16 protein-coding genes are annotated in these 17,945 nt (G+C 63.0%); 14 read left to right on the top strand and 2 right to left on the bottom strand.

Annotated elements, in window-relative coordinates; translation table 11 throughout:
• The first annotated feature begins 189 nt into the window (after positions 1-189).
• From K6T12_RS11800 to K6T12_RS11835, 8 genes are read left to right on the top strand one after another with little or no spacing between them, the layout of a single operon-like run.
• Positions 190-1,761 (top strand): tetratricopeptide repeat protein, encoded by a 1,572-nt coding sequence (locus tag K6T12_RS11800; RefSeq protein ID WP_222222706.1) that lies wholly within the window; start codon positions 190-192, stop codon positions 1,759-1,761.
• Positions 1,749-2,885, top strand: a complete 1,137-nt coding sequence (locus tag K6T12_RS11805) for a hydroxymethylglutaryl-CoA reductase (protein WP_255611689.1) — start codon at positions 1,749-1,751, stop codon at positions 2,883-2,885. The genes K6T12_RS11800 and K6T12_RS11805 overlap by 13 nt, the downstream gene beginning before the upstream one ends.
• Positions 2,886-2,888: 3 nt before the next feature.
• Positions 2,889-3,917, top strand: a complete 1,029-nt coding sequence (gene fni, locus K6T12_RS11810; RefSeq protein ID WP_222222710.1) for a type 2 isopentenyl-diphosphate Delta-isomerase — start codon at positions 2,889-2,891, stop codon at positions 3,915-3,917.
• Positions 3,918-3,933: 16 nt separating this feature from the next.
• A complete protein-coding gene (locus K6T12_RS11815) occupies positions 3,934-5,100 on the top strand; it encodes a hydroxymethylglutaryl-CoA synthase (protein ID WP_222222712.1) in 1,167 nt (388 codons plus the stop codon).
• A gap of 42 nt (positions 5,101-5,142) precedes the next feature.
• A complete protein-coding gene (locus K6T12_RS11820; protein WP_222222714.1) occupies positions 5,143-6,129 on the top strand; it encodes a mevalonate kinase family protein in 987 nt (328 codons plus the stop codon).
• Positions 6,107-7,045, top strand: coding sequence for a mevalonate kinase (gene mvk, locus K6T12_RS11825; protein ID WP_315853601.1), 939 nt, complete (start codon positions 6,107-6,109; stop codon positions 7,043-7,045). Before K6T12_RS11820 ends, mvk begins: the two co-directional genes overlap by 23 nt.
• The gene (mvaD, locus tag K6T12_RS11830; protein WP_315853602.1) at positions 7,032-8,030 is read left to right on the top strand and encodes a diphosphomevalonate decarboxylase; all 999 of its coding nucleotides are present in this window, start codon (positions 7,032-7,034) and stop codon (positions 8,028-8,030) included. The genes mvk and mvaD overlap by 14 nt, the downstream gene beginning before the upstream one ends.
• Positions 8,027-10,366: a DNA polymerase II gene (locus K6T12_RS11835; RefSeq protein ID WP_222222716.1), complete on the top strand. Its 2,340-nt coding sequence runs from the start codon at positions 8,027-8,029 to the stop codon at positions 10,364-10,366. The genes mvaD and K6T12_RS11835 overlap by 4 nt, the downstream gene beginning before the upstream one ends.
• A gap of 235 nt (positions 10,367-10,601) precedes the next feature.
• On the opposite strand, the gene K6T12_RS11840 is transcribed toward K6T12_RS11835, so the two are convergent.
• Positions 10,602-11,585, bottom strand: a complete 984-nt coding sequence (locus tag K6T12_RS11840) for a YeiH family protein (RefSeq protein WP_222222718.1) — start codon at positions 11,583-11,585, stop codon at positions 10,602-10,604.
• 102 nt (positions 11,586-11,687) lie between these two features.
• Here K6T12_RS11840 and K6T12_RS11845 point away from each other — a divergent pair, with 102 nt between their 5' ends.
• Together K6T12_RS11845 and K6T12_RS11850 are read left to right on the top strand one after the other, a co-directional pair.
• Positions 11,688-12,575 (top strand): LysR family transcriptional regulator, encoded by an 888-nt coding sequence (locus K6T12_RS11845; RefSeq protein WP_222222720.1) that lies wholly within the window; start codon positions 11,688-11,690, stop codon positions 12,573-12,575.
• 386 nt (positions 12,576-12,961) lie between these two features.
• Positions 12,962-14,209, top strand: coding sequence for a CapA family protein (locus K6T12_RS11850; protein ID WP_222222722.1), 1,248 nt, complete (start codon positions 12,962-12,964; stop codon positions 14,207-14,209).
• A gap of 32 nt (positions 14,210-14,241) precedes the next feature.
• Here the strand turns inward: K6T12_RS11850 and K6T12_RS11855 are convergent, their stop codons facing one another.
• Positions 14,242-15,063, bottom strand: a complete 822-nt coding sequence (locus tag K6T12_RS11855; protein ID WP_222222724.1) for a CheR family methyltransferase — start codon at positions 15,061-15,063, stop codon at positions 14,242-14,244.
• A gap of 170 nt (positions 15,064-15,233) precedes the next feature.
• Here K6T12_RS11855 and K6T12_RS11860 point away from each other — a divergent pair, with 170 nt between their 5' ends.
• The 4 genes from K6T12_RS11860 to K6T12_RS11875 all read left to right on the top strand — a co-directional run bounded on the left by K6T12_RS11860 (position 15,234) and on the right by K6T12_RS11875 (position 17,933).
• Positions 15,234-15,728 (top strand): group I truncated hemoglobin, encoded by a 495-nt coding sequence (locus tag K6T12_RS11860; protein ID WP_222222726.1) that lies wholly within the window; start codon positions 15,234-15,236, stop codon positions 15,726-15,728.
• 64 nt (positions 15,729-15,792) lie between these two features.
• Positions 15,793-16,701, top strand: a complete 909-nt coding sequence (locus tag K6T12_RS11865) for a DMT family transporter (protein WP_222222728.1) — start codon at positions 15,793-15,795, stop codon at positions 16,699-16,701.
• Positions 16,702-16,731: 30 nt separating this feature from the next.
• Entirely contained in the window at positions 16,732-17,472 is a 741-nt protein-coding gene (locus K6T12_RS11870) for an esterase/lipase family protein (protein WP_255611690.1), read from the top strand.
• A gap of 170 nt (positions 17,473-17,642) precedes the next feature.
• Complete coding sequence (locus K6T12_RS11875) at positions 17,643-17,933, top strand: putative quinol monooxygenase (RefSeq protein ID WP_222222730.1); 291 nt, start codon at positions 17,643-17,645, stop codon at positions 17,931-17,933.
• Positions 17,934-17,945: the final 12 nt, after the last annotated feature.

Here is a 17,945-nt window from a genome sequence, read left to right on the forward strand (position 1 = left end):
GACTGGTATCGCTGATGGGACAATACCATCGGCTCAAATGTATGACGTGAACCGCCGTATACGGAACCGTACGTACGGTGGTGTGAGAGGACGGAGGCCGTGAGGCCTCCTCCTACTCGATTTAATACAGTTTTGCTAACGCCTTGATCCTTATGGTAATTTGGCATCTATTATTCTGATGCCGCCTTTATGGAACTGAACCACTCAGGAAAATCAGTACTGGTCGTTGATAATCAGCTCGATGACCTGAGTACCCTGCGCTCGATGCTCAGTCGGATCGGATTCAGCCGTATCCAGGTGGCATCCTCGGCTAATATGGCGCTGAACCTGCTGAAGGCGGAGCGTTACGATCTCTGCTTCGTCAACTATGACCTCGGTCGCGATCGCAAGAACGGCCTGCAGCTGCTGCAGGAAGCGGCCGACGCCGGCTGTCGGCCCTATACCACCGCGTTCGTGCTGGTGGTCGAGCAGAAATTGTCGACACTGCTGTTCGGTTCGCTGGAACACTCCCCGGATACCTATATCTCCAAACCCTATGACCTGTCGGACATCCGCCACCGGCTCGGCAAGCTGATGCGGATCAAGGCGGTGACCGCGGTGCTGGACAAGCAGCGCGAAGCCGGCCGATGCGAGGACGCGCTGCAGACCTGTCGCCAGTTGATCGACGCCTACCCCGGCCTGCTGGTCTACCTGCAGCGGCTGATGGGGATTATGTTGATCCGGCTGGAGCGTTATGACGAGGCGATGGCGCTGTTCAGCGAGCTGATCCAGAAGCGTAAGCTGCCCTGGGCCGAGGTGGGGCTGGGCTGGGTGCAGTACCGATTGTGGCGGCTGGACGAGGCCTTCGATACCCTGAACGGGGTGCTGGAGCGCCAGCAGATCTGTGCCGAAGCCTTTCTCTGGCTCGGCCGGGTACACTGGGCGCGGGGCGAGCTGGCCGATGCGGTCACGTTGATGCGCAAGGCGGTGCTGCTGCAACCGACGGTACCGGCGCTGCAGGCGCAACTGGCTGACTACAGTGTGCTGGTCGGAGACTGGAAACAGGCCGCCGCCGGTTACCGCGCGGCGGTCGAGTTCAGCCGCAACAGCAGCCAGGTCCGCACCAGTTATTATTTTGCGCTGGGCGGGGTGTTGCTGCGACAGCTCGACAAGATGCCGTTCAGCGATATCGAAGCCGAGTTGATGCGGGTCTTGGAGGAGGTGCTGCTGGCCCATTCGGGCGAGTGCTGGGTACAGTGCCGTACCCGCATGCAGATGGCGATGCTCTATCGTGGCCGCGACCGGATTCGCTGGGAGCGGGCGGTGCGCGATGCCTGGCTGGTCTGGCAGCGGTTGCCGCCGGTGCAGCAGCAGGTGTCATTGGAACTGCTGCTGGAGGCGGCTGCCGGTAGCGCCGTCGAAGCGAAGCTGAGGGCTGCCGAGCTGGACGATGAGCCTGCCAGCGACCTGTCCGGCGCGATCGCCAGCTATCACCATTGGCAGCGGGTACAGCATGAGGGAAACTGGCGACAGGCCTGGTTGGCAATCAAGGAGCTGGTCGGCTACTGCCGTGATTTCGACAATCTGCGTATCCAGCAGGTACAGATCGGCCTCGAGTGGCTGGCCGACGAGGAGTTTGATGCCGACCGACGCTGGTTGCTGGCGGAGAGCACCCGGCTGCTCGGCCAGGTCAGTACCGGGGCACTGAGCGAGCAGCAGTTGCAACGCTACCGGGGCGTCTGGCAACGCTGTGCCGATCAGCAGCAGGTTTGCCAAAGCTAGGCCGCGTCGATAAAATCCCGCCCCAATCTGGGGAAATTCACCCTGATGCGAAACCTGTCGTTTCGCTGTCCAAGTCAGTCACACACGCCATGAAATCACATAAAATTCAACAAGCTCCGATCCCGATGCGCCATGTCGGGCCGATCAAGATCTGCGGCCCGGTGTTGCAGGAAAGCATCTCCGTGCCGCTGGCGACCTATGAGACGCCGCTGTGGCCGTCGGTGGGGCGGGGCGCGCGCGTGTCCACGCTGACCGACGGCATCCGCTGCACCCTCATCGACGAGCGGATGACCCGTTCCATCCTGCTGGAAGCCGACAACGCCACCGAAGCGTTGCTGGCATTGCAGTCGATCCAGAGCCGCCGCGACGACATGCAGGCGGTAGTGGCGAGTTCCAGCCGCTTTGCCAAGCTGATCGATATGCACAGCCAGGTGGTGGCCAACCTGATCTACCTGCGTCTCGAGTTCACCACCGGTGACGCTTCCGGTCACAACATGGTGACCAATGCCGCCGATACGCTGTTCCCCTGGTTGCTGGAACAATACCCGCAGCTGCGTTACAGCTCGATCTCGGCCAACTACTGCTCCGACAAGAAGGCCACCGCGGTCAACGGCATTCTCGGTCGCGGCAAGTACGTGGTGGCCGAGATCACCATCCCGCGCGCGCTGTGCGAGCGGCGGTTGAAGACCACCCCGGAAAAGGTGGTCGACCTGAATATCAAGAAAAACCTGATCGGCACCATGGTGGCCGGCGGCTTGCGTAGCGCCAACGCCCACTATGCCAATATGCTGCTGGCGTTCTACCTGGCGACCGGCCAGGATGCCGCCAACATCATCGAAGGCTCGCAGGGGATTGTCCATGCCGAAGTGCGTGACGGTGATCTCTACTTCTCCTGCACATTGCCTAACCTGATTATGGGGACCGTCGGTAACGGCAAGGGGATCGACTTTGTCGAGGAGAACCTGCGCCTGCTGGGCTGCAAAGAGCAGCGGGAGCCGGGCGCCAACGCCCGTCGTCTGGCGGCGATCTGTGCCGCCACCGTGCTGTGCGGCGAGCTGTCGCTGCTGGCGGCGCAAACCAATCCGGGCGAACTGATGGAAGCCCATATCAAACTGGAACGCTGAGCGATGAGCGATCGGACCAACGCACGTAAAATCGAACATATCCGGGCGATCGAACAGGACGCCGCGGTGGACCGTGATCGGCGCTACTTCGACCGTATCCGGTTGACCCATCGGGCGTTGCCGGAGCTGGCGTTGGCCGATGTCGATCCGAGTACCGAGTTTCTCGGTCGCAAGCTCAGTTTCCCGCTGCTGATCTCGTCGATGACCGGCGGCGATCATGAGCTGATCTGTCGGATCAACCGAAACCTGGCCGAAGCCGCCCAGCGAACCGGGGTGGCGATGGCGGTCGGTTCGCAACGGGTGATGTTCACCGAGCCGGCCGCCCGCGACAGCTTCCAGTTGCGCGAGCTGGCACCGGACGTACCGCTGATCGCCAACCTGGGCGCGGTACAGCTCAACTACGGGCTCGGTATCAGCCATGCGCAGCAGGCGGTCGAGGTGATGGATGCCGACGCGCTCTATCTGCACCTCAATCCGCTGCAGGAGGCGGTGCAACCGGAAGGTGATACCGATTTTCGCCACCTGGCCGAAGCGATCGGCACCCTGGTGGACACCCTGCCGGTGCCGCTGCTGTTGAAAGAGGTCGGTGCCGGGCTGTCGCCGGCCGATATTGAGGCTGGTTTGTCGGTCGGCGTCGAGTACTTCGACCTGGCCGGTACCGGCGGCACCTCATGGAGCCGGATCGAGCACCACCGCCGCGATGACGGCAGTGACCTCGGTATCAGGTTCCAGGACTGGGGGATCCCGACGCCGCTGGCGCTGAAGCTTGCTGAACCCTACCTGGACCGGGCCACCTTTATCGCCAGCGGTGGGCTCAGAGATGGGATTGATATGGCCAAATCTGTTATACTCGGCGCTTCCCTTTGTGGCATGGCCAACCCGTTTTTGAAGCCGGCCATGGAATCCGCCGACGCCGTTGTTGCTGTGATCGAGCGACTGCGGCGTGAATTCGTAACTGCCATGTTCCTGCTGGGTACCGCGAACCTGAAGGCGCTGTACCGGAACCGGGCCCTCGTTCTTGAAGAGTATTGAGGATCGAGCACTCCTTATGTCTGTCGGTATTGACGAAATTAGTTTCTACACCTCCAACTACTACCTCGATCTGCGTACATTGGCTGAGGTGCAGAACACCGATACAGAAAAGTATTATCAGGGCATCGGTCAGGAGAAAATGGGCATGGCTGCCCCGGACGAGGATATCGTCACCATGGCAGCCAACGCGGCCCTGCCATTGGTTGAGCGGGTGGGCAGCGACAGCATCAGCACGCTGATGTTCGCCACCGAAACCGGTATCGACCAGTCCAAGGCGGCCGGTGTCTATGTGCACCGGTTGCTCAACCTGCGTGACAACTGCCGTGTCGTCGAGATGAAGCAGGCCTGCTACAGCGCTACCGCCGCGATCCAGATGGCCTGCGCACTGGTGGCCCGCCAGCCGGACAGCAAGGTACTGGTGATCGCCTCCGATATCGCCCGCTATGACCTGGACTCACCGGGTGAGGCCACCCAGGGCTGCGGCGCCGTGGCACTGCTGATCACCGCCAATCCGCGGCTGGTCGAGATCCATCCGGAGGTGGGCAACTACACCGAAGATGTGATGGATTTCTGGCGACCGAACTACCGTTCCACCGCGCTGGTCGACGGCAAGTACTCCACCAAGATCTATCTGAAATCGCTGAAGCGCGCCTGGGAAAACTTCCGTGAAGCCAGTTCGCTGGCGTTCAGCGATTTCAGCTACTTCTGTTATCACCTGCCGTTCAGCCGGATGGCTCAGAAGGCGCACCAGCAGCTGGCCAAGCTGAATAAAAGCGGCCTGTCGCTGGAGCAGCTTGAGCAGCAGATCGAGGACACCCTGATCTACAACCGGATCATCGGCAATAGCTACACCGCGTCGATGTATATCGGCCTGACCTCGTTGCTGGAGAACTGCCGCCAGAACCTGGCCGGCCGCCGCATCGGCTTCTTCAGCTACGGCTCCGGCTGTGTCGCCGAGTTCTTCTCGGGTACCGTGGTGGCCGGTTATGAAAACTGGCTGCATCGCGATGCTCACCGGCAGATGCTGGACGCCCGCAAAGAGGTCGACTACGACGAGTACCTGCAGTTGTACCGCTATCCGGATCCGCGTGACGGTGAAAGTTGCGAGATCGAGCGGGGCACTACCGGCCGTTTCCGGCTGGCCGCGATCAGCCATCACAAGCGGGAATATACCGTCTGCTAAGGGCGGTTTGACTCTCTTTCCTGTCTAGATGAAGGTGCCGATATGGCTGCTATCGCACCCGGTAAAGTGATCCTCAGCGGCGAACACGCCGTGGTCTATGGCGCGCCGGCGGTTGCCGTCGCCTGCCGTGAACATATCCAAGCCCGTTTCGAACCGGACGCCGGCGGCCAACTGCGGCTGCACGGCGACGGTTTCGACGGCCAGATCGCAGTTGATCGGCTGCCGGCCCTGGCTGGCGAACTGGATCATCGCTACCAGCGTTTCGAGGCTGGCGAGCTGGCGGTGTCGGCGCTGCTCGACCGGCCGGAGCAGCTGCTGTTCTATGTGCTGGCCTGCCGCCATCTTGCCCTGCCGGGTACCCTGACCACCACCTCTACCTTGCCGACCGGCGCCGGTATGGGCTCGTCGGCGGCCGCTATCGCCGCAACCCTGCTGGTTGCCGAGCAGTTCGGCGCGCTGCCGCTGAGCCAATCCGACCGCTTCGCCATGCTGCGCCATTGTGAGCGGCTGCAGCACGGTCGGGGCAGCGCCATCGATGCGGCGGCGGTGACCTATGGCGGCTTGGTGCGGGTGCAGGGTGACGAGGTACAGCAGTTGAAGCTGCCGCTGGGCGAGGGCTGGTACCGGGTCGACAGCGGCCGGCCGTCGGTCAGTACCGGCGAGTGCGTGCAGGCGGTGCGTGAACGCTTCGCCGATAGCGCGATCTGGTCGGAATTCGCCGAACTCACCGATCAACTGCAACAGGGACTGGGCGATCCGCACGCGCTGCTGGCGGCGGTGCGTGACAACCACCGGCTGCTGGCAACGATCGGTGTGGTGCCGGTACCGGTGCAACGCTTTATCGCCGCCGCCGAGCAGGCCGGCGGCGCCGCCAAGATCAGCGGCGCCGGCGCCCACCGGGGCGAGCACGGCGGACTGGTGCTGCTCTACTGGCCGGACGGTGATCCGGCATCACTCTGTGCGCAGTTCGGTTACCCGGTTGCGCCGCTGCAGGAGGACTCGCAAGGTGCGCGATTGGTCAAGGATTAAGGTTTCCGCGCCCGGCAGCATCATGCTGATGGGGGAGCATGCGGTGTTGTTCGGCCATCGGGCGCTGGCCTGTGCGGTCGACAAGTATATGCATGTCGAGTTGCTGCCGCGGCAAGATCGTCAGATCAGCATCGACTCGACACTGGCCCAGTATCGGGCCTCGCTCGATCAGCTGACCGAGCAGCCGGAACTGAGTTTCGTGCTGACCGCCATCCGCCGGATCGCCGGGCAGTTGCCGGCCGGTTTCGATCTGCAGATCCGCTCCGAATTTTCCCATACCGTCGGGCTCGGTTCGTCGGCGGCGGTGACCGTTGCCACGGTGGCGGCACTACGTAAGTATGCCGACCTGGCGCTGGACCAGGCCGCGCTGTTCGACGAGGCGCTGACGGTGGTCCACCAGGTGCAGGAGGGGCGTGGCTCCGGCACCGATCTGGCGGCCAGCGTTTACGGCGGCCTGATCGGCTACACGGTCGAGCCGCGCCAGGTGGAACGGCTGCCGGGCCTGCCGCCGATCAGTCTCTACTATGCCGGCTACAAGACCCGCACGCCGGAGGTGTTGAAGATCGTCGAGCGGCGCAGCCAGTCGCAGCCGGAACTCTATACTGAACTGTACCGGCTGATGCACCGTACCAGCCTGGCCGCCGAGCAGGCGATCCATCGACAGGACTGGGCCGAGCTGGGCAAACTGATGGATATCTACCAGGGGCTGATGGATGCGCTGGGGGTTTGCGATCATACGCTGGCCGATATGATCCACCGGCTGCGCGGCAGTGATCAGATCCGCGGCGCCAAGATCTCCGGTTCCGGGCTGGGCGATTGCGTGCTGGCGCTGGGCCGCGATCCGCAACTGCAGATGCCATATGACGAGATTCCGGTGGCGGTGTCCGCCGAGGGGGTGAAGCTTGAAACTGACTAAACAGGATGTGGTCGCGCGCTTTCTGCCGGCGACGCTGGCTGAGGGCGCACAGGCGGAGGCCTTCGCGCCGAGTAATATCGCATTGTGCAAATACTGGGGTAAGCGCGACAAGGAGCTGAACCTGCCGATCAACTCCAGCCTGTCGGTGTCGCTGGCCCATCTGGGCAGCCGTACCCGGATCACCCCGTCCGACGATGGCGCCGATCATGTGCTGCTCAACGGCGAGGAGCAGCCGCTGGACAGCAAGTTCGCCGGCAAGGTAATCGCCTTCGTCGAGCTGTTCCGGCGCGAACTCGATCAGCCGTTGACCATCGACACCCACAACAATATCCCCACCGCCGCCGGGCTGGCCTCCAGCGCGTCCGGCTTCGCCGCGCTGATGCTGGCGCTGGATAAATTCTATGATCTGGCGCTGGAGCCGCAGCTGCTGTCGGCGTTCGCCCGGATGGGCAGCGGCAGCGCCTCGCGCTCGATCTACCAGGGCTTCGTTGAGTGGCAGATGGGTCATCGCGAAGACGGCATGGACTCCTACGCCATGCCGCTGGAGCAAAGCTGGCCGGAGCTGCGGGTCGGCCTGCTGAAGGTCGCCACCGGCGAGAAGAAGGTCGACTCCCGGGCCGGCATGCAGCGTACCGTGGAGACCGCTCACCTGTATCAGAGCTGGCCGCTACAGGCCGCCGCCGACCTGGAGAAACTGACCGACGCCATCGTGCGGCGCGATTTCGAACTGCTCGGCAGCACCGCCGAGCAGAACGCACTGTCGATGCACGCCACGATGATCGCCAGCTGGCCGCCGTTGCTGTACTGGCAGCCGGATTCGGTGGCGGCGATGCACCAGGTCTGGCAGCTGCGCGCCGACGGCCTGCCGCTCTATTTCACCATGGACGCCGGCCCCAACCTGAAGCTGCTGTTCAGTGCCGAGCATCAGCAGGCGGTGTGCGACGCCTTCGAGCAGCTCGAGGTGGTGGCGCCGTTCAGCGGGTGAGCCAGCCTTACGACACCGGCTTCCTGCTGACCCGCCAGCAGCATGACCGCGCCGACGGCATCGAGTTGGCCTACTGGCTGCGTGGCGAGCAGCGTGCCTTTCAGGTGCGCATTCCCGCTCAGGAAGCGGTGTTCTTCATCCATGACCGCTCGGTCGCCAAGGCCCGCCAGTTGCTGGCCGGCCTGTCGGGCTGGCGGCTGGCCAAGGTGCAGCTCTGTGACCTGAACCGCGACGGGGTGCACGCGCTCTATAGCCGCTCATTACGGACCCAGCGCCAGGCGATCGAACGGTTGCAGCAGGGCGGCATCGCGATGATGGAGGAGGATATTCGCCATTGCGACCGCTATCTGATGGAGCGCTATATCCAGGGGGCGGTCAAGCTGGTCGGCGATCCCGCCGCGCCGCGCTTGAAGCCGACCGAGCTGGCGCCCCGTTTCCGGGTGCTGTCGATTGATATCGAAACCACCATGCGGGCCGACAAAATCCACTCCATCGCCCTTTATGCCGATGACTACCAGCGGGTGTTGATGCGTGGCAAAGGTCAGGATACCGAGCAGGTCTGCTACCTGCCGGACGAACGGGCATTGCTGCAGGCGCTGGTCGATGCGGTGGTGCGCTATGACCCGGATATCTTTATCGGCTGGAACGTGGTCGGCTTCGACTTCAGGGTGCTGGCCGAGCGTGCCAAGGCGTTGCGCCTGCCGCTGCTGCTGGGCCGAGACCGCGAGCCGCTGCAGGTTCACCAGGCCGGCAACGGCATGTGGTTCGCCCGGATGGCTGGCCGGCTGGTGCTGGACGGCATCGACACCCTGAAGGGGGCCACCTGGCAGTTCGAGAGCTTCTCGCTGGAGTATGTCAGCCGTCAGCTGCTTGAGCGCGGCAAACTGATCGACCATGTCGAGGTGCGCGGTGACGAGATCCAGCGGCTGTTTCGCGAGGACAAGCCGGCGCTGGCCCGCTATAACCTGGAGGACTGCAAGCTGGTCTGGGATATCTTCGACAAGGCTCAGCTGCTGGACTACCTGATCGAGCGGACCCGGTTGACCGGCTTGGCGCTGGACAAGGTTGGCGGCTCGGCGGCGGCGTTCGACAACCAGTACCTGCCGCCGCTGCACCGCAGCGGCTACGTGGCACCGGAATACGCCTCCGGCCAGTCCGGCCTGTCGGCGCCGGGCGGCTACGTGATGGACTCGCGGCCGGGGCTCTACCGTCAGGTATTGGTGCTGGACTTCAAAAGCCTGTACCCGAGCATCATCCAGACCTTCATGATCGACCCGATGGGGATGGCGGAGGGCTTGCGCGAGGGCGCCGCTCCGGACGACCTGGTACCCGGTTTCAACCACGCGATCTTCTCGCGCAGCCGTACCATCCTGCCCGGCTTGATCGCCCGGCTCTGGCAGGCCCGCGATCGCGCCAAGCGGGCCGGCAACGCGCCACTGTCGCAGGCGATCAAGATCATCATGAACAGCTTCTACGGGGTGCTCGGCTCCAACGTCTGTCGCTTCTTCGACCAGCGGCTGTCCAGCTCGATCACCCTGCGCGGCCACGAGATCCTGACCCGCACCCGCGACGAGATCGAACGCCGGTTCGGCTACACCGTGATCTACGGCGATACCGACTCGGTGTTCATCTGGCTCGGCGATGAGTTTCCGGACGAGCAGGCCGACAGCCGTGGCGCCGAGCTGGCGGCCTACCTGAACGACTGGTGGCGCGAGCAGCTGCAGCAGCGCTTCCAGCTCGACAGCCGGCTGGAGATCGAATACGAAACCCACTACAGCCGCTTCCTGATGCCGACCATGCGCCACTCGGAGAAGGGCACCAAGAAACGCTACGCCGGCCTCAAGCGGGCGCCGGACGGCAGCAGCAAGATGGTGTTCAAGGGGCTGGAGAACGTCCGCACCGACTGGAGCGCGGTGGCCCGCCAGCTGCAGGAGCAGCTCTACGAGCGGATCTTCCGCGGCCAGCCCTGGCGGCAACTGCTGATCGATACCGTCAACCGGGTCCGCGCCGGCGAGCTGGACGACCAGCTGGTCTACCGCAAGCGGCTGCGCCAGCCGGTCGCCGCCTACACCCGCAACCGGCCGCCCCATGTGCAGGCCGCCGAGAAAGCCGAGCGCGAAGCCGACAAGCGCGGCCTGCCGGCGCCTTACGGGCCGGGCCAGCATGTCGAGTACCTGATTACCGTCAACGGTGCCGAACCGGTCGATTACCGGCAGTCACCGATCGACTACCAGCATTATATCGACAAGCAGCTCAAGCCGGTCGCCGATACCATCCTGCAGTTCCTCGATACCGACTTCGACAGCCTGATCGAACCGCAGATCGGGCTTTTTTAGTTGCAGCGGGTTACGCGCCCTGAGTATCAGGCTTCAAGTGAGTCGTAGCAGCCCGCTCTGAGGGCGACATCCGCCTTGTGGCGCAATTAATGCTGGCTTCTCTGCGGTTATATTAGAAGTGGCCGCGGCTGAAGTCGCGTCTACAAGAGACATATCTTAATAAATGAAGCCCGGCAGTTGCCGGGCTTCGGGGGCTTTGATCAAGAATTGGGCGCGCTACCCAAGCGGTGATCGATCAAACCGGGATCAGCCACTGGTTCAGGTAGAAACCGCCGACGATCAGCAGCAGGAACAGGATCAGCGACAGGATCAGCGGCTTGCTGCCGGCCTGGCGGATGGTCTTCCACTGGGTCTGGGTGCCCAGCGCCGCCATGGCGATCGCCAGGCTGAACTGGCTGGCCATCTGCAGGCTGCCGAGCAGTTCGGTCGGCAGCGCCACCAGGCTGTTGATACCGGCGGCGGCGATAAAGCCGAACACGAACCAGGGGATGGTGATCTTGCCGCCGGCTGCTTCGCCGCTGCGGCGGGTCAGCACGGTGCTCAGCATCAGGATGAACGGCGCCAGCATCATCACCCGGATCAACTTTACCACCACCGCATTCTGCAGCGCGCTGCCGCCGACCGCCTCGCCGGCCGCCACCGCCTGGGCTACCTCGTGCACGGTGCTGCCGATATAGATGCCGAACGCCTGCTCGCTCATGCCGGCGAACTGGTAGATCAGCGGATAGCTGAACATCGCCAGGGTGCCGAACAGCACTACGGTTGCCACCGCCACGGTAACGTGCTGCTGGCGCGCCTTGAGTACCGATTCGGTTGCCAGTACCGCCGCCGCGCCGCAGATCGCGCTGCCGGCCGAGGTCAGGATCGCCACGTCACGGTGCAGCTTGAAGTAGCGTACCCCGACGAAGGTACCTATGCCGAAGATCATGCTGATCACAATTGCATCAAGCAGCAGGGCCTGCCAGCCGACCGACAGGATCTGCTGGAAGCTGAGGCTGAAGCCGAACAGGATGATGCCGGCCCGCAGCAGCTTCTGTTGGCAGAAGCGGGTAAAGGTGACTTCACGCTCGGTCGGCGTCTGCCGGTTCAGGTGGCCAAATACAATACCGATCACGATCGCCAGCGGCAGGGCGCTGAGCCCGAACTGCGCCACCGCGGGTATCTTGGCGATCAGCGTCGCCGACAGGGCGATACAGGGCAGGGCGATAAGCAGGTTCATAACGACAACTTCCTGAACGTTAATGGATGCGGCTATGCTCTGCTTGTTGTAGTGTTAAGTAAAATGGATCTTTTGGATAATCGTCATTAGAAAAACCGAATAATGAATATCTCGTTGCGCCAATTGAAGCTGTTTGAAGCCACCGCCCGGCTGGGGCGGCTGACCGCCGCCGCCGATGAACAGGCGATCAGCCAGTCCGCCGCCAGCCAGGCGTTGAAGGAACTGGAGTCGACGCTGGATTATCCGCTGTTCCAGCGGGTCGGCCGCGAGCTGGTGCTGACCGAGGCCGGCCGCGATGCGCTGCCGAGGGTCGGCCAGATACTGCAACTGGTCGAGAGCCTGCGGGTGCCGGGCTGCGGCAGCGTCGGCGGACCGCTGCGGGTGGCCGCCAGTGTCACCATCGCCAGCTACCTGATGCCCCGGCTGCTGGCCGACTTCTGTGAACTGCATCCCGGCGTGGTGCCGGACCTGAAGATCGCCAACACCTTCAAGGTGATCGAGGCGTTGGAGAAAGGGCGGGCCCACCTCGGCCTGATCGAGGGGCCGGCGCTGCACCGTCACTTGCAGATCATCCCCTGGCGGGAGGACCGGCTGGAGGTGTTCTGCCATCCGCAGCATCCATTGGCGCTGAGCGGCCGGCTGAGCATTGAGCAGATCCGCCAGCAGCGCTGGATATTGCGTGAGGAGGGGTCGGGTACCCGGGCGATCTTCGATGCCGCGGTGCAGAAGGTGCGGGCGCAGGTGCGGGTGACCTTCGCGCTGAACCGGCAGGAGGCGATCAAGCAATCGGTTAAGGCGGGGCTCGGGGTGGGCTGCCTGTCGCAGCTGTCGATTGCCGAGGAGGTGGCGGCCGGCGAGCTGGTGATCCTGCGCACGCCACTGGAGTTGAGCCGGCGCTTTTCGCTGGTGGCCCAACCGTTGGATCGCAACAATGTGCTGATCCAGGCGCTTATCGATTTCCTCGGCCTACAGTGGCCGGAGACAAATTAGAACAGCAATACATGGCCACAGGTCTTTACAGAGCGGTTATTTCCGTTGTCGGGTTACGCCGGGGGGCGAAAATAAAAAAGGACAACCGGGCACCGGATGAGAGCGGACGGTGCCCGGCCGAAGCTGAAACTCACTCCTGCTCAGACGTCTCCGGCTGAGCCGATTCGGCCGGCTGTTCCGCCGGTTCCTGCTTTTCCTGCTTTTGTTCGTCGGCCTGCTGGCCGCCGCATGCACCGCAGCATCCACTCATAGCTTCTTATACTCCGTCGGTTAAGGGGAGTTGCAGAATATCTGAGGAATCAACTCAGGTACTTGATCGAAATCAGCTCCGGCGCACCTCTCTGCTTTACTTTTGGGTAGGGAGGCGGCTGTGGAGTGGAGCCTTGATGAATCGACGAACACTGATCCGCTGGTTGGGCGAGGGGCTGGCACTCGGTGCAGGTTCGGGCCTTGCCATGGCCGCGACGTCGGCAGTGCAGGTCGGTAACTCGACGCAGCCGACTGACCAGCAAAGTGACTCGTCATCTAGTAAAAGTATTCGACTGTTCCTGTGCGGCGATCTGATGACCGGCCGCGGCATCGACCAGATCCTGCCCCATCCCGGCCGGCCCAATCTCTATGAGCCCTACGTGCGTGATGCCCGCGACTATGTGGCCCTGGCCGAGGCGGCCAACGGCCCGCTCCGCAGGCCGGTCGACTTCGGCTATATCTGGGGCGATGTGCTGGCGGTGTTGGCGGAGTTCGCAGCGGATCTGCGTATCGCCAACCTGGAAACCAGCATCACCGACAGCGAGGATTACTGGCGTGGCAAGGGGATCAACTACCGCATGCATCCGGCCAACACCCGCTGCCTGACGGCGGCCTCGCTCGACTGCTGCGTGCTGGCCAACAACCACCTGCTGGACTGGGGCTATGCCGGATTGAGCGATACGCTGACGGCTCTGGCGCAGGCGGGGATCGCCCACTGTGGTGCCGGCGAAAAGTTGAGCCAGGCGCAGCAGCCGGCGGTATTCACGCTGAAAAACGGTCATCGTGTGCTGGTGTTCAGCTTGGGAAGTGGCAGCAGCGGCATTCCGCCGGAGTGGGCGGCCAACGAACAGCGGCCGGGTGTCTGGCGGGTGACGGAGCAACCGCCGGACTGGCTGGCGTCCTTCGCCAGCCAGGCGAAGGCGATCAAGAAGCCGGGCGATATCCTGCTCTGCTCGATCCACTGGGGCGGCAACTGGGGCTATCCGATTCCTGACTACCGGCGCTGGCTGGCGCATCGGCTGATCGACCTGGCCGGGGTGGATATTGTGCACGGCCATTCATCTCATCACCCGCTGGGTATCGAACGCTACCGCGACCGGTTGATCCTCTATGGCTGCGGCGACCTGCTGAACGACTACGAGGGGATTGGCGGGCATCGCCAGTTTCGCAGCGATCTGGCGCTGCTCTATCTGGTCGATCTCGATGCCGCGAGCGGGCGGTTGCAGGGATTGATGATGGTGCCGATGCAGATCCGCCGCATGCAGCTGCGCCATGCCCGGCCGAGGGATGCCCGCTGGCTGCGGGATACCCTGGACAGGGAGAGCCGCAAGCTGGACTCTGGGGTACGGCTGGGGCCTGATGACCGGTTGATGCTCGAGTGTTAGCGACGTTCGCGGCAGGATAGGGCACAACCCGCTTAGCCAGACTTCTGCCAGATGGCGACAGAGTCGGGGTGGGGCAGTAACGGCCAGTCGCCCGGCGGCAGCTGCTCATGGGCGCCGACCACCAGGTAACCGCCGCACCGTAGCCGGTCGCAGATCCGGGTCAGTACCGCCTGCTGCAGCTCGGTATCGAAGTAGGTGAGGGCCTGATTGCGGCAGCAGATCAGTTCGAAGCGATCATCCGGCTGCTCGTTGCGGATATCCTGCTGCCGGAATTCGACACTGTTTCTGTAGCGCTCCTTGAGCCGGTAGTGAGAGCCCTCCTTCCGGAAGCCCCGCTCGACGAAATCGGCCGGTAGCTCCTTCAGGCTGCTGCCGCTGTACCGGGCATCGCGGGCGCGCTGCAGGAACAGCGCGTTGCGGTCGCTGGCGATGATCTGCAACCGGATGGGCGTGGACAGCGAGGGCAGCACTTGGCAGTGCCAGATCAGGCTCAGCGTATAGGGCTCGTCGCCGCTGCAGCAACCGAGGCTCCAGCAGTGAATCGATCGGCGGCCCGCCGCCGTTGCCCGGCTGGCCAGCTCGGGCAGCAACCGCTGGCCGATCAGCTGGAAGATCCGCCGGTCACGATAGAAGTGGGTGACCGAGATATCGCAGCAGCGATCCAGCTGCGGCCACTCCTGCGGATGTTGCTGCAGGTAACGGCGATAAGCGTCGAGATCGTCCAGCCCCAGCGCTGTCAGCCGTAGTTGCAGTCGTCGGCAGACCTGGCGGCGCACCTTGCGAAAGCCCCGCCAGCGATAGTGCAGCCGGGGCAGGCTCCATTGCAGGAAGTCGATGCAGGCGCGGTCGTTCATGGTTGGCTCGTCACTGTCTCAATCAGCCTGAGCATAGTCGTTGCCGGAGGGCTGCGAGTAAGGACCGCTGTCCTTCGGTAGATCAGGGCTCCTCTATAGTTAGGGAAGCGATCGGGTTTAACCGGGCCGTACCGACCGCCAACGAGTTTTTCGAGTAGAAGGAGGTCGATATGATCCGCTGTAACAGGTCGCTGTTGGCGGCGGCTGTACTGACGCTGCTGTGTTTGCCGGGAATGTCGCAGATCGCCCGGGCGCAGGATGACGCCTCGCAAGTCCAGCCCACACTCTATCAACGGCTGGGGGGGCTGATGCCGATCTCGGTGGTGGTCAGCGATTTCATTGACGCGCTGGTGCCCGACCCGATGCTGAATGCCAATCCCGCCATCGACGAGGCGCGCCAGCAGGTGCCGGCCGCTTACCTGAAATACCATGTCACCGCGCTGGTCTGTCAGGTGACCGCCGGCCCCTGTCAGTATCATGGACGCACGATGAAAGAGTCGCACAGCCATCTGCAGATCACCGACAGCGAGTGGCAGCGGATGGTGGTGATCTTCACGGAGACGCTGGCCCGGCACCAGGTACCGGAACGGGAAACCGCCGAACTGCTGGAGATCATCGAGTCGACCCGGGCGGATATCGTGATGCCGATGGAGAGCGGCGGCTAGTGCGGTAGACGCAGGTCGTCCGCCGGCTATCGGATGCCGAACCATCGGAGCATGGAATCACAGGATGCCTGAAACCCGCCCGCCTTCGCTGATTAAAACCGCGCTGCTGACCAGCTGCGCCCTGATCGCCTTCGCCGCCAACTCCGTGCTCTGCCGGTTGGCATTGGAGCAACCGATCATCGATGCGGCGAGCTTCACGGTGATCCGGCTGCTGTCGGGCTGCCTCAGTCTGGCGTTGATCGTGCTGCTGGGTGCTAAGCGCGATCGGCGCAATCGACGCCAACCGTTGCTTGCCGGCGGCAGTTGGCGTGCGTCATCGATGCTGTTTCTTTATGCGGTCACTTTTTCGTTTGCCTATATCAGCCTGGATACCGGCACCGGTGCGCTGGTGCTGTTCGGTGCCGTGCAGGTCAGCATGATCCTGATCAGTTTGAGTACCGGCAATCGGTTGCACTACTCGGAGTGGCTCGGCGTGCTGATCGCCTTTGCCGGCTTCGTCCATCTGATGCTGCCCAGTGCCAGCCGGCCGTCGCCAATCGGTTTCCTGCTGATGGTCCTGGCCGGTACCGCCTGGGGCGTCTATACACTGGTCGGACGTGGTTCGACCCGCCCGCTGGCCGATACCGCCGCAAACTTCATCCGTACCCTGCCGTTTGTCGCGATCCTGGCGCTGGTGGCCGTGATACAGCTGCAGCTTTCGCTGAAAGGCGTACTGCTGGCGGCCGTCTCGGGTGCGCTGGCGTCTGCCATCGGTTACATCATCTGGTACAGCGCGTTGGCCGGACTGTCCGCTACCCAGGCGGCGGTGGTGCAACTGCTGGTGCCGGTGATCGCCGCGCTGGGCGGCGTGATCTTTGCCGGCGAGCAGATCTCGCTACGGCTGGTGTTCTCTGCGATGATGATTCTGGGCGGTATCCTGATCGTGGTACTGGGGCGCTACTATCTGGTACGGCGCACTACGTCCAGGACATAGGGGCCGTCTGGCGACTGTGGAGAGGCTTCAATGATACGGATGCTGGCTTGCTGGTTGTTGATCTGCTGCGCGATGGCGGCCAATGCCGCCGAGTGTGTGGTATTGCTGCACGGTTTGGCGCGCACCGCCGGCTCGATGGTCGAGATGCGCGATGCACTCGAAGTCGAGGGCTACCGGGTGGTCAATGTCGATTACCCGTCACGCAGCCAACCGATTGAAGCGCTGGCCGAACTGGCGGTCGACGAGGGGCTGGCCGGCTGCCGGGCCCGGGAAGTCGCGCCGGTCAACTTCGTCACCCACTCGCTGGGTGGCATCCTGGTGCGGCAATATTTCAAGCAGCATCCGCAAAGGTTAGGAGTGCTCAAGCGGGTGGTGATGCTCGGCCCGCCCAACCAGGGTAGCGAGGTGGTCGACAACCTCAAGGACGTGCCCGGCTTCGAATTGATCAACGGGTCGGCCGGCCTGCAGCTGGGCACCGGCGAACAGGATATTCCCCGCCAGTTGGGGCCGGTCGAATTCGAGCTGGGGGTGATCGCCGGGACCCGCAGCATCAACCTGATCCTGTCCAGCTATCTGCCGAACCCGGACGACGGCAAGGTTTCGGTGGCGAGTACCAAGGTGGCGGGGATGTGCGCCTTCGTTGCCCTGCCGGTAACCCATCCGTTCATGATGAATAACGATCGGGTGATTCGGCAGACGTTGAGTTTCCTGCAGCACGGTTATTTCGAAGATCCACGGGCGGTTAATCAGGGCTGCCCCCAGTTGCCGTAGCAGCGTCGGTTGGCTTGCCGAACTGAAACAGAGTCTTGCAGCGCGGGCAACCGGTTGAGAATGACGGCCGAACCGGGGCACTATAGCCGCCAGTTATGGAAGGACAACAGGGCGCTTTTCAACCATTGCTAAAAAGCCGTATCAAATGATGTTGTGTTAAAAGGATTTGTATGAGCGTATTAACTTGCATTGCCAAGATTCAGGCTAAGGCCGGTGCTGAAGAGCAGGTCAAGCAGGCGCTGAGCAAACTGCTGGAACCGACCCGTCAGGAGGAGGGCTGCCTGAATTACGATCTGCATGTGGATAATGAAGATCCGACTATCTTCATGTTCCACGAAAACTGGCAATCCGAGGCGATGCTCGATCAGCATCTGGAGTCCAAGCACATCAAGGAGTGTTTCGAGCTGATTGGTGGGCTGTTGGCCTCCGTCGAAATTAACCGACTGAGCAAAATCGGCTAACGGTCAACGGCT

The organism is Marinobacterium arenosum (genome assembly GCF_019795155.1).
Lineage (GTDB): Bacteria > Pseudomonadota > Gammaproteobacteria > Pseudomonadales > Balneatricaceae > Marinobacterium_C > Marinobacterium_C arenosum.

Excerpts from the sequence above, each read along its gene's own strand:
- K6T12_RS11800 (WP_222222706.1), top strand. The coding sequence starts at position 190 with ATGGAACTGAACCACTCAGGAAAATCAGTACTGGTCGTTGATAATCAG.
- fni (WP_222222710.1), top strand. The coding sequence starts at position 2,889 with ATGAGCGATCGGACCAACGCACGTAAAATCGAACATATCCGGGCGATC.
- K6T12_RS11815 (WP_222222712.1), top strand. The coding sequence starts at position 3,934 with ATGTCTGTCGGTATTGACGAAATTAGTTTCTACACCTCCAACTACTAC.
- K6T12_RS11820 (WP_222222714.1), top strand. The coding sequence starts at position 5,143 with ATGGCTGCTATCGCACCCGGTAAAGTGATCCTCAGCGGCGAACACGCC.
- K6T12_RS11840 (WP_222222718.1), bottom strand. The coding sequence starts at position 11,585 with ATGAACCTGCTTATCGCCCTGCCCTGTATCGCCCTGTCGGCGACGCTG.
- K6T12_RS11845 (WP_222222720.1), top strand. The coding sequence starts at position 11,688 with ATGAATATCTCGTTGCGCCAATTGAAGCTGTTTGAAGCCACCGCCCGG.
- K6T12_RS11850 (WP_222222722.1), top strand. The coding sequence starts at position 12,962 with ATGAATCGACGAACACTGATCCGCTGGTTGGGCGAGGGGCTGGCACTC.
- K6T12_RS11855 (WP_222222724.1), bottom strand. The coding sequence starts at position 15,063 with ATGAACGACCGCGCCTGCATCGACTTCCTGCAATGGAGCCTGCCCCGG.
- K6T12_RS11860 (WP_222222726.1), top strand. The coding sequence starts at position 15,234 with ATGATCCGCTGTAACAGGTCGCTGTTGGCGGCGGCTGTACTGACGCTG.
- K6T12_RS11865 (WP_222222728.1), top strand. The coding sequence starts at position 15,793 with ATGCCTGAAACCCGCCCGCCTTCGCTGATTAAAACCGCGCTGCTGACC.
- K6T12_RS11870 (WP_255611690.1), top strand. The coding sequence starts at position 16,732 with ATGATACGGATGCTGGCTTGCTGGTTGTTGATCTGCTGCGCGATGGCG.
- K6T12_RS11875 (WP_222222730.1), top strand. The coding sequence starts at position 17,643 with ATGAGCGTATTAACTTGCATTGCCAAGATTCAGGCTAAGGCCGGTGCT.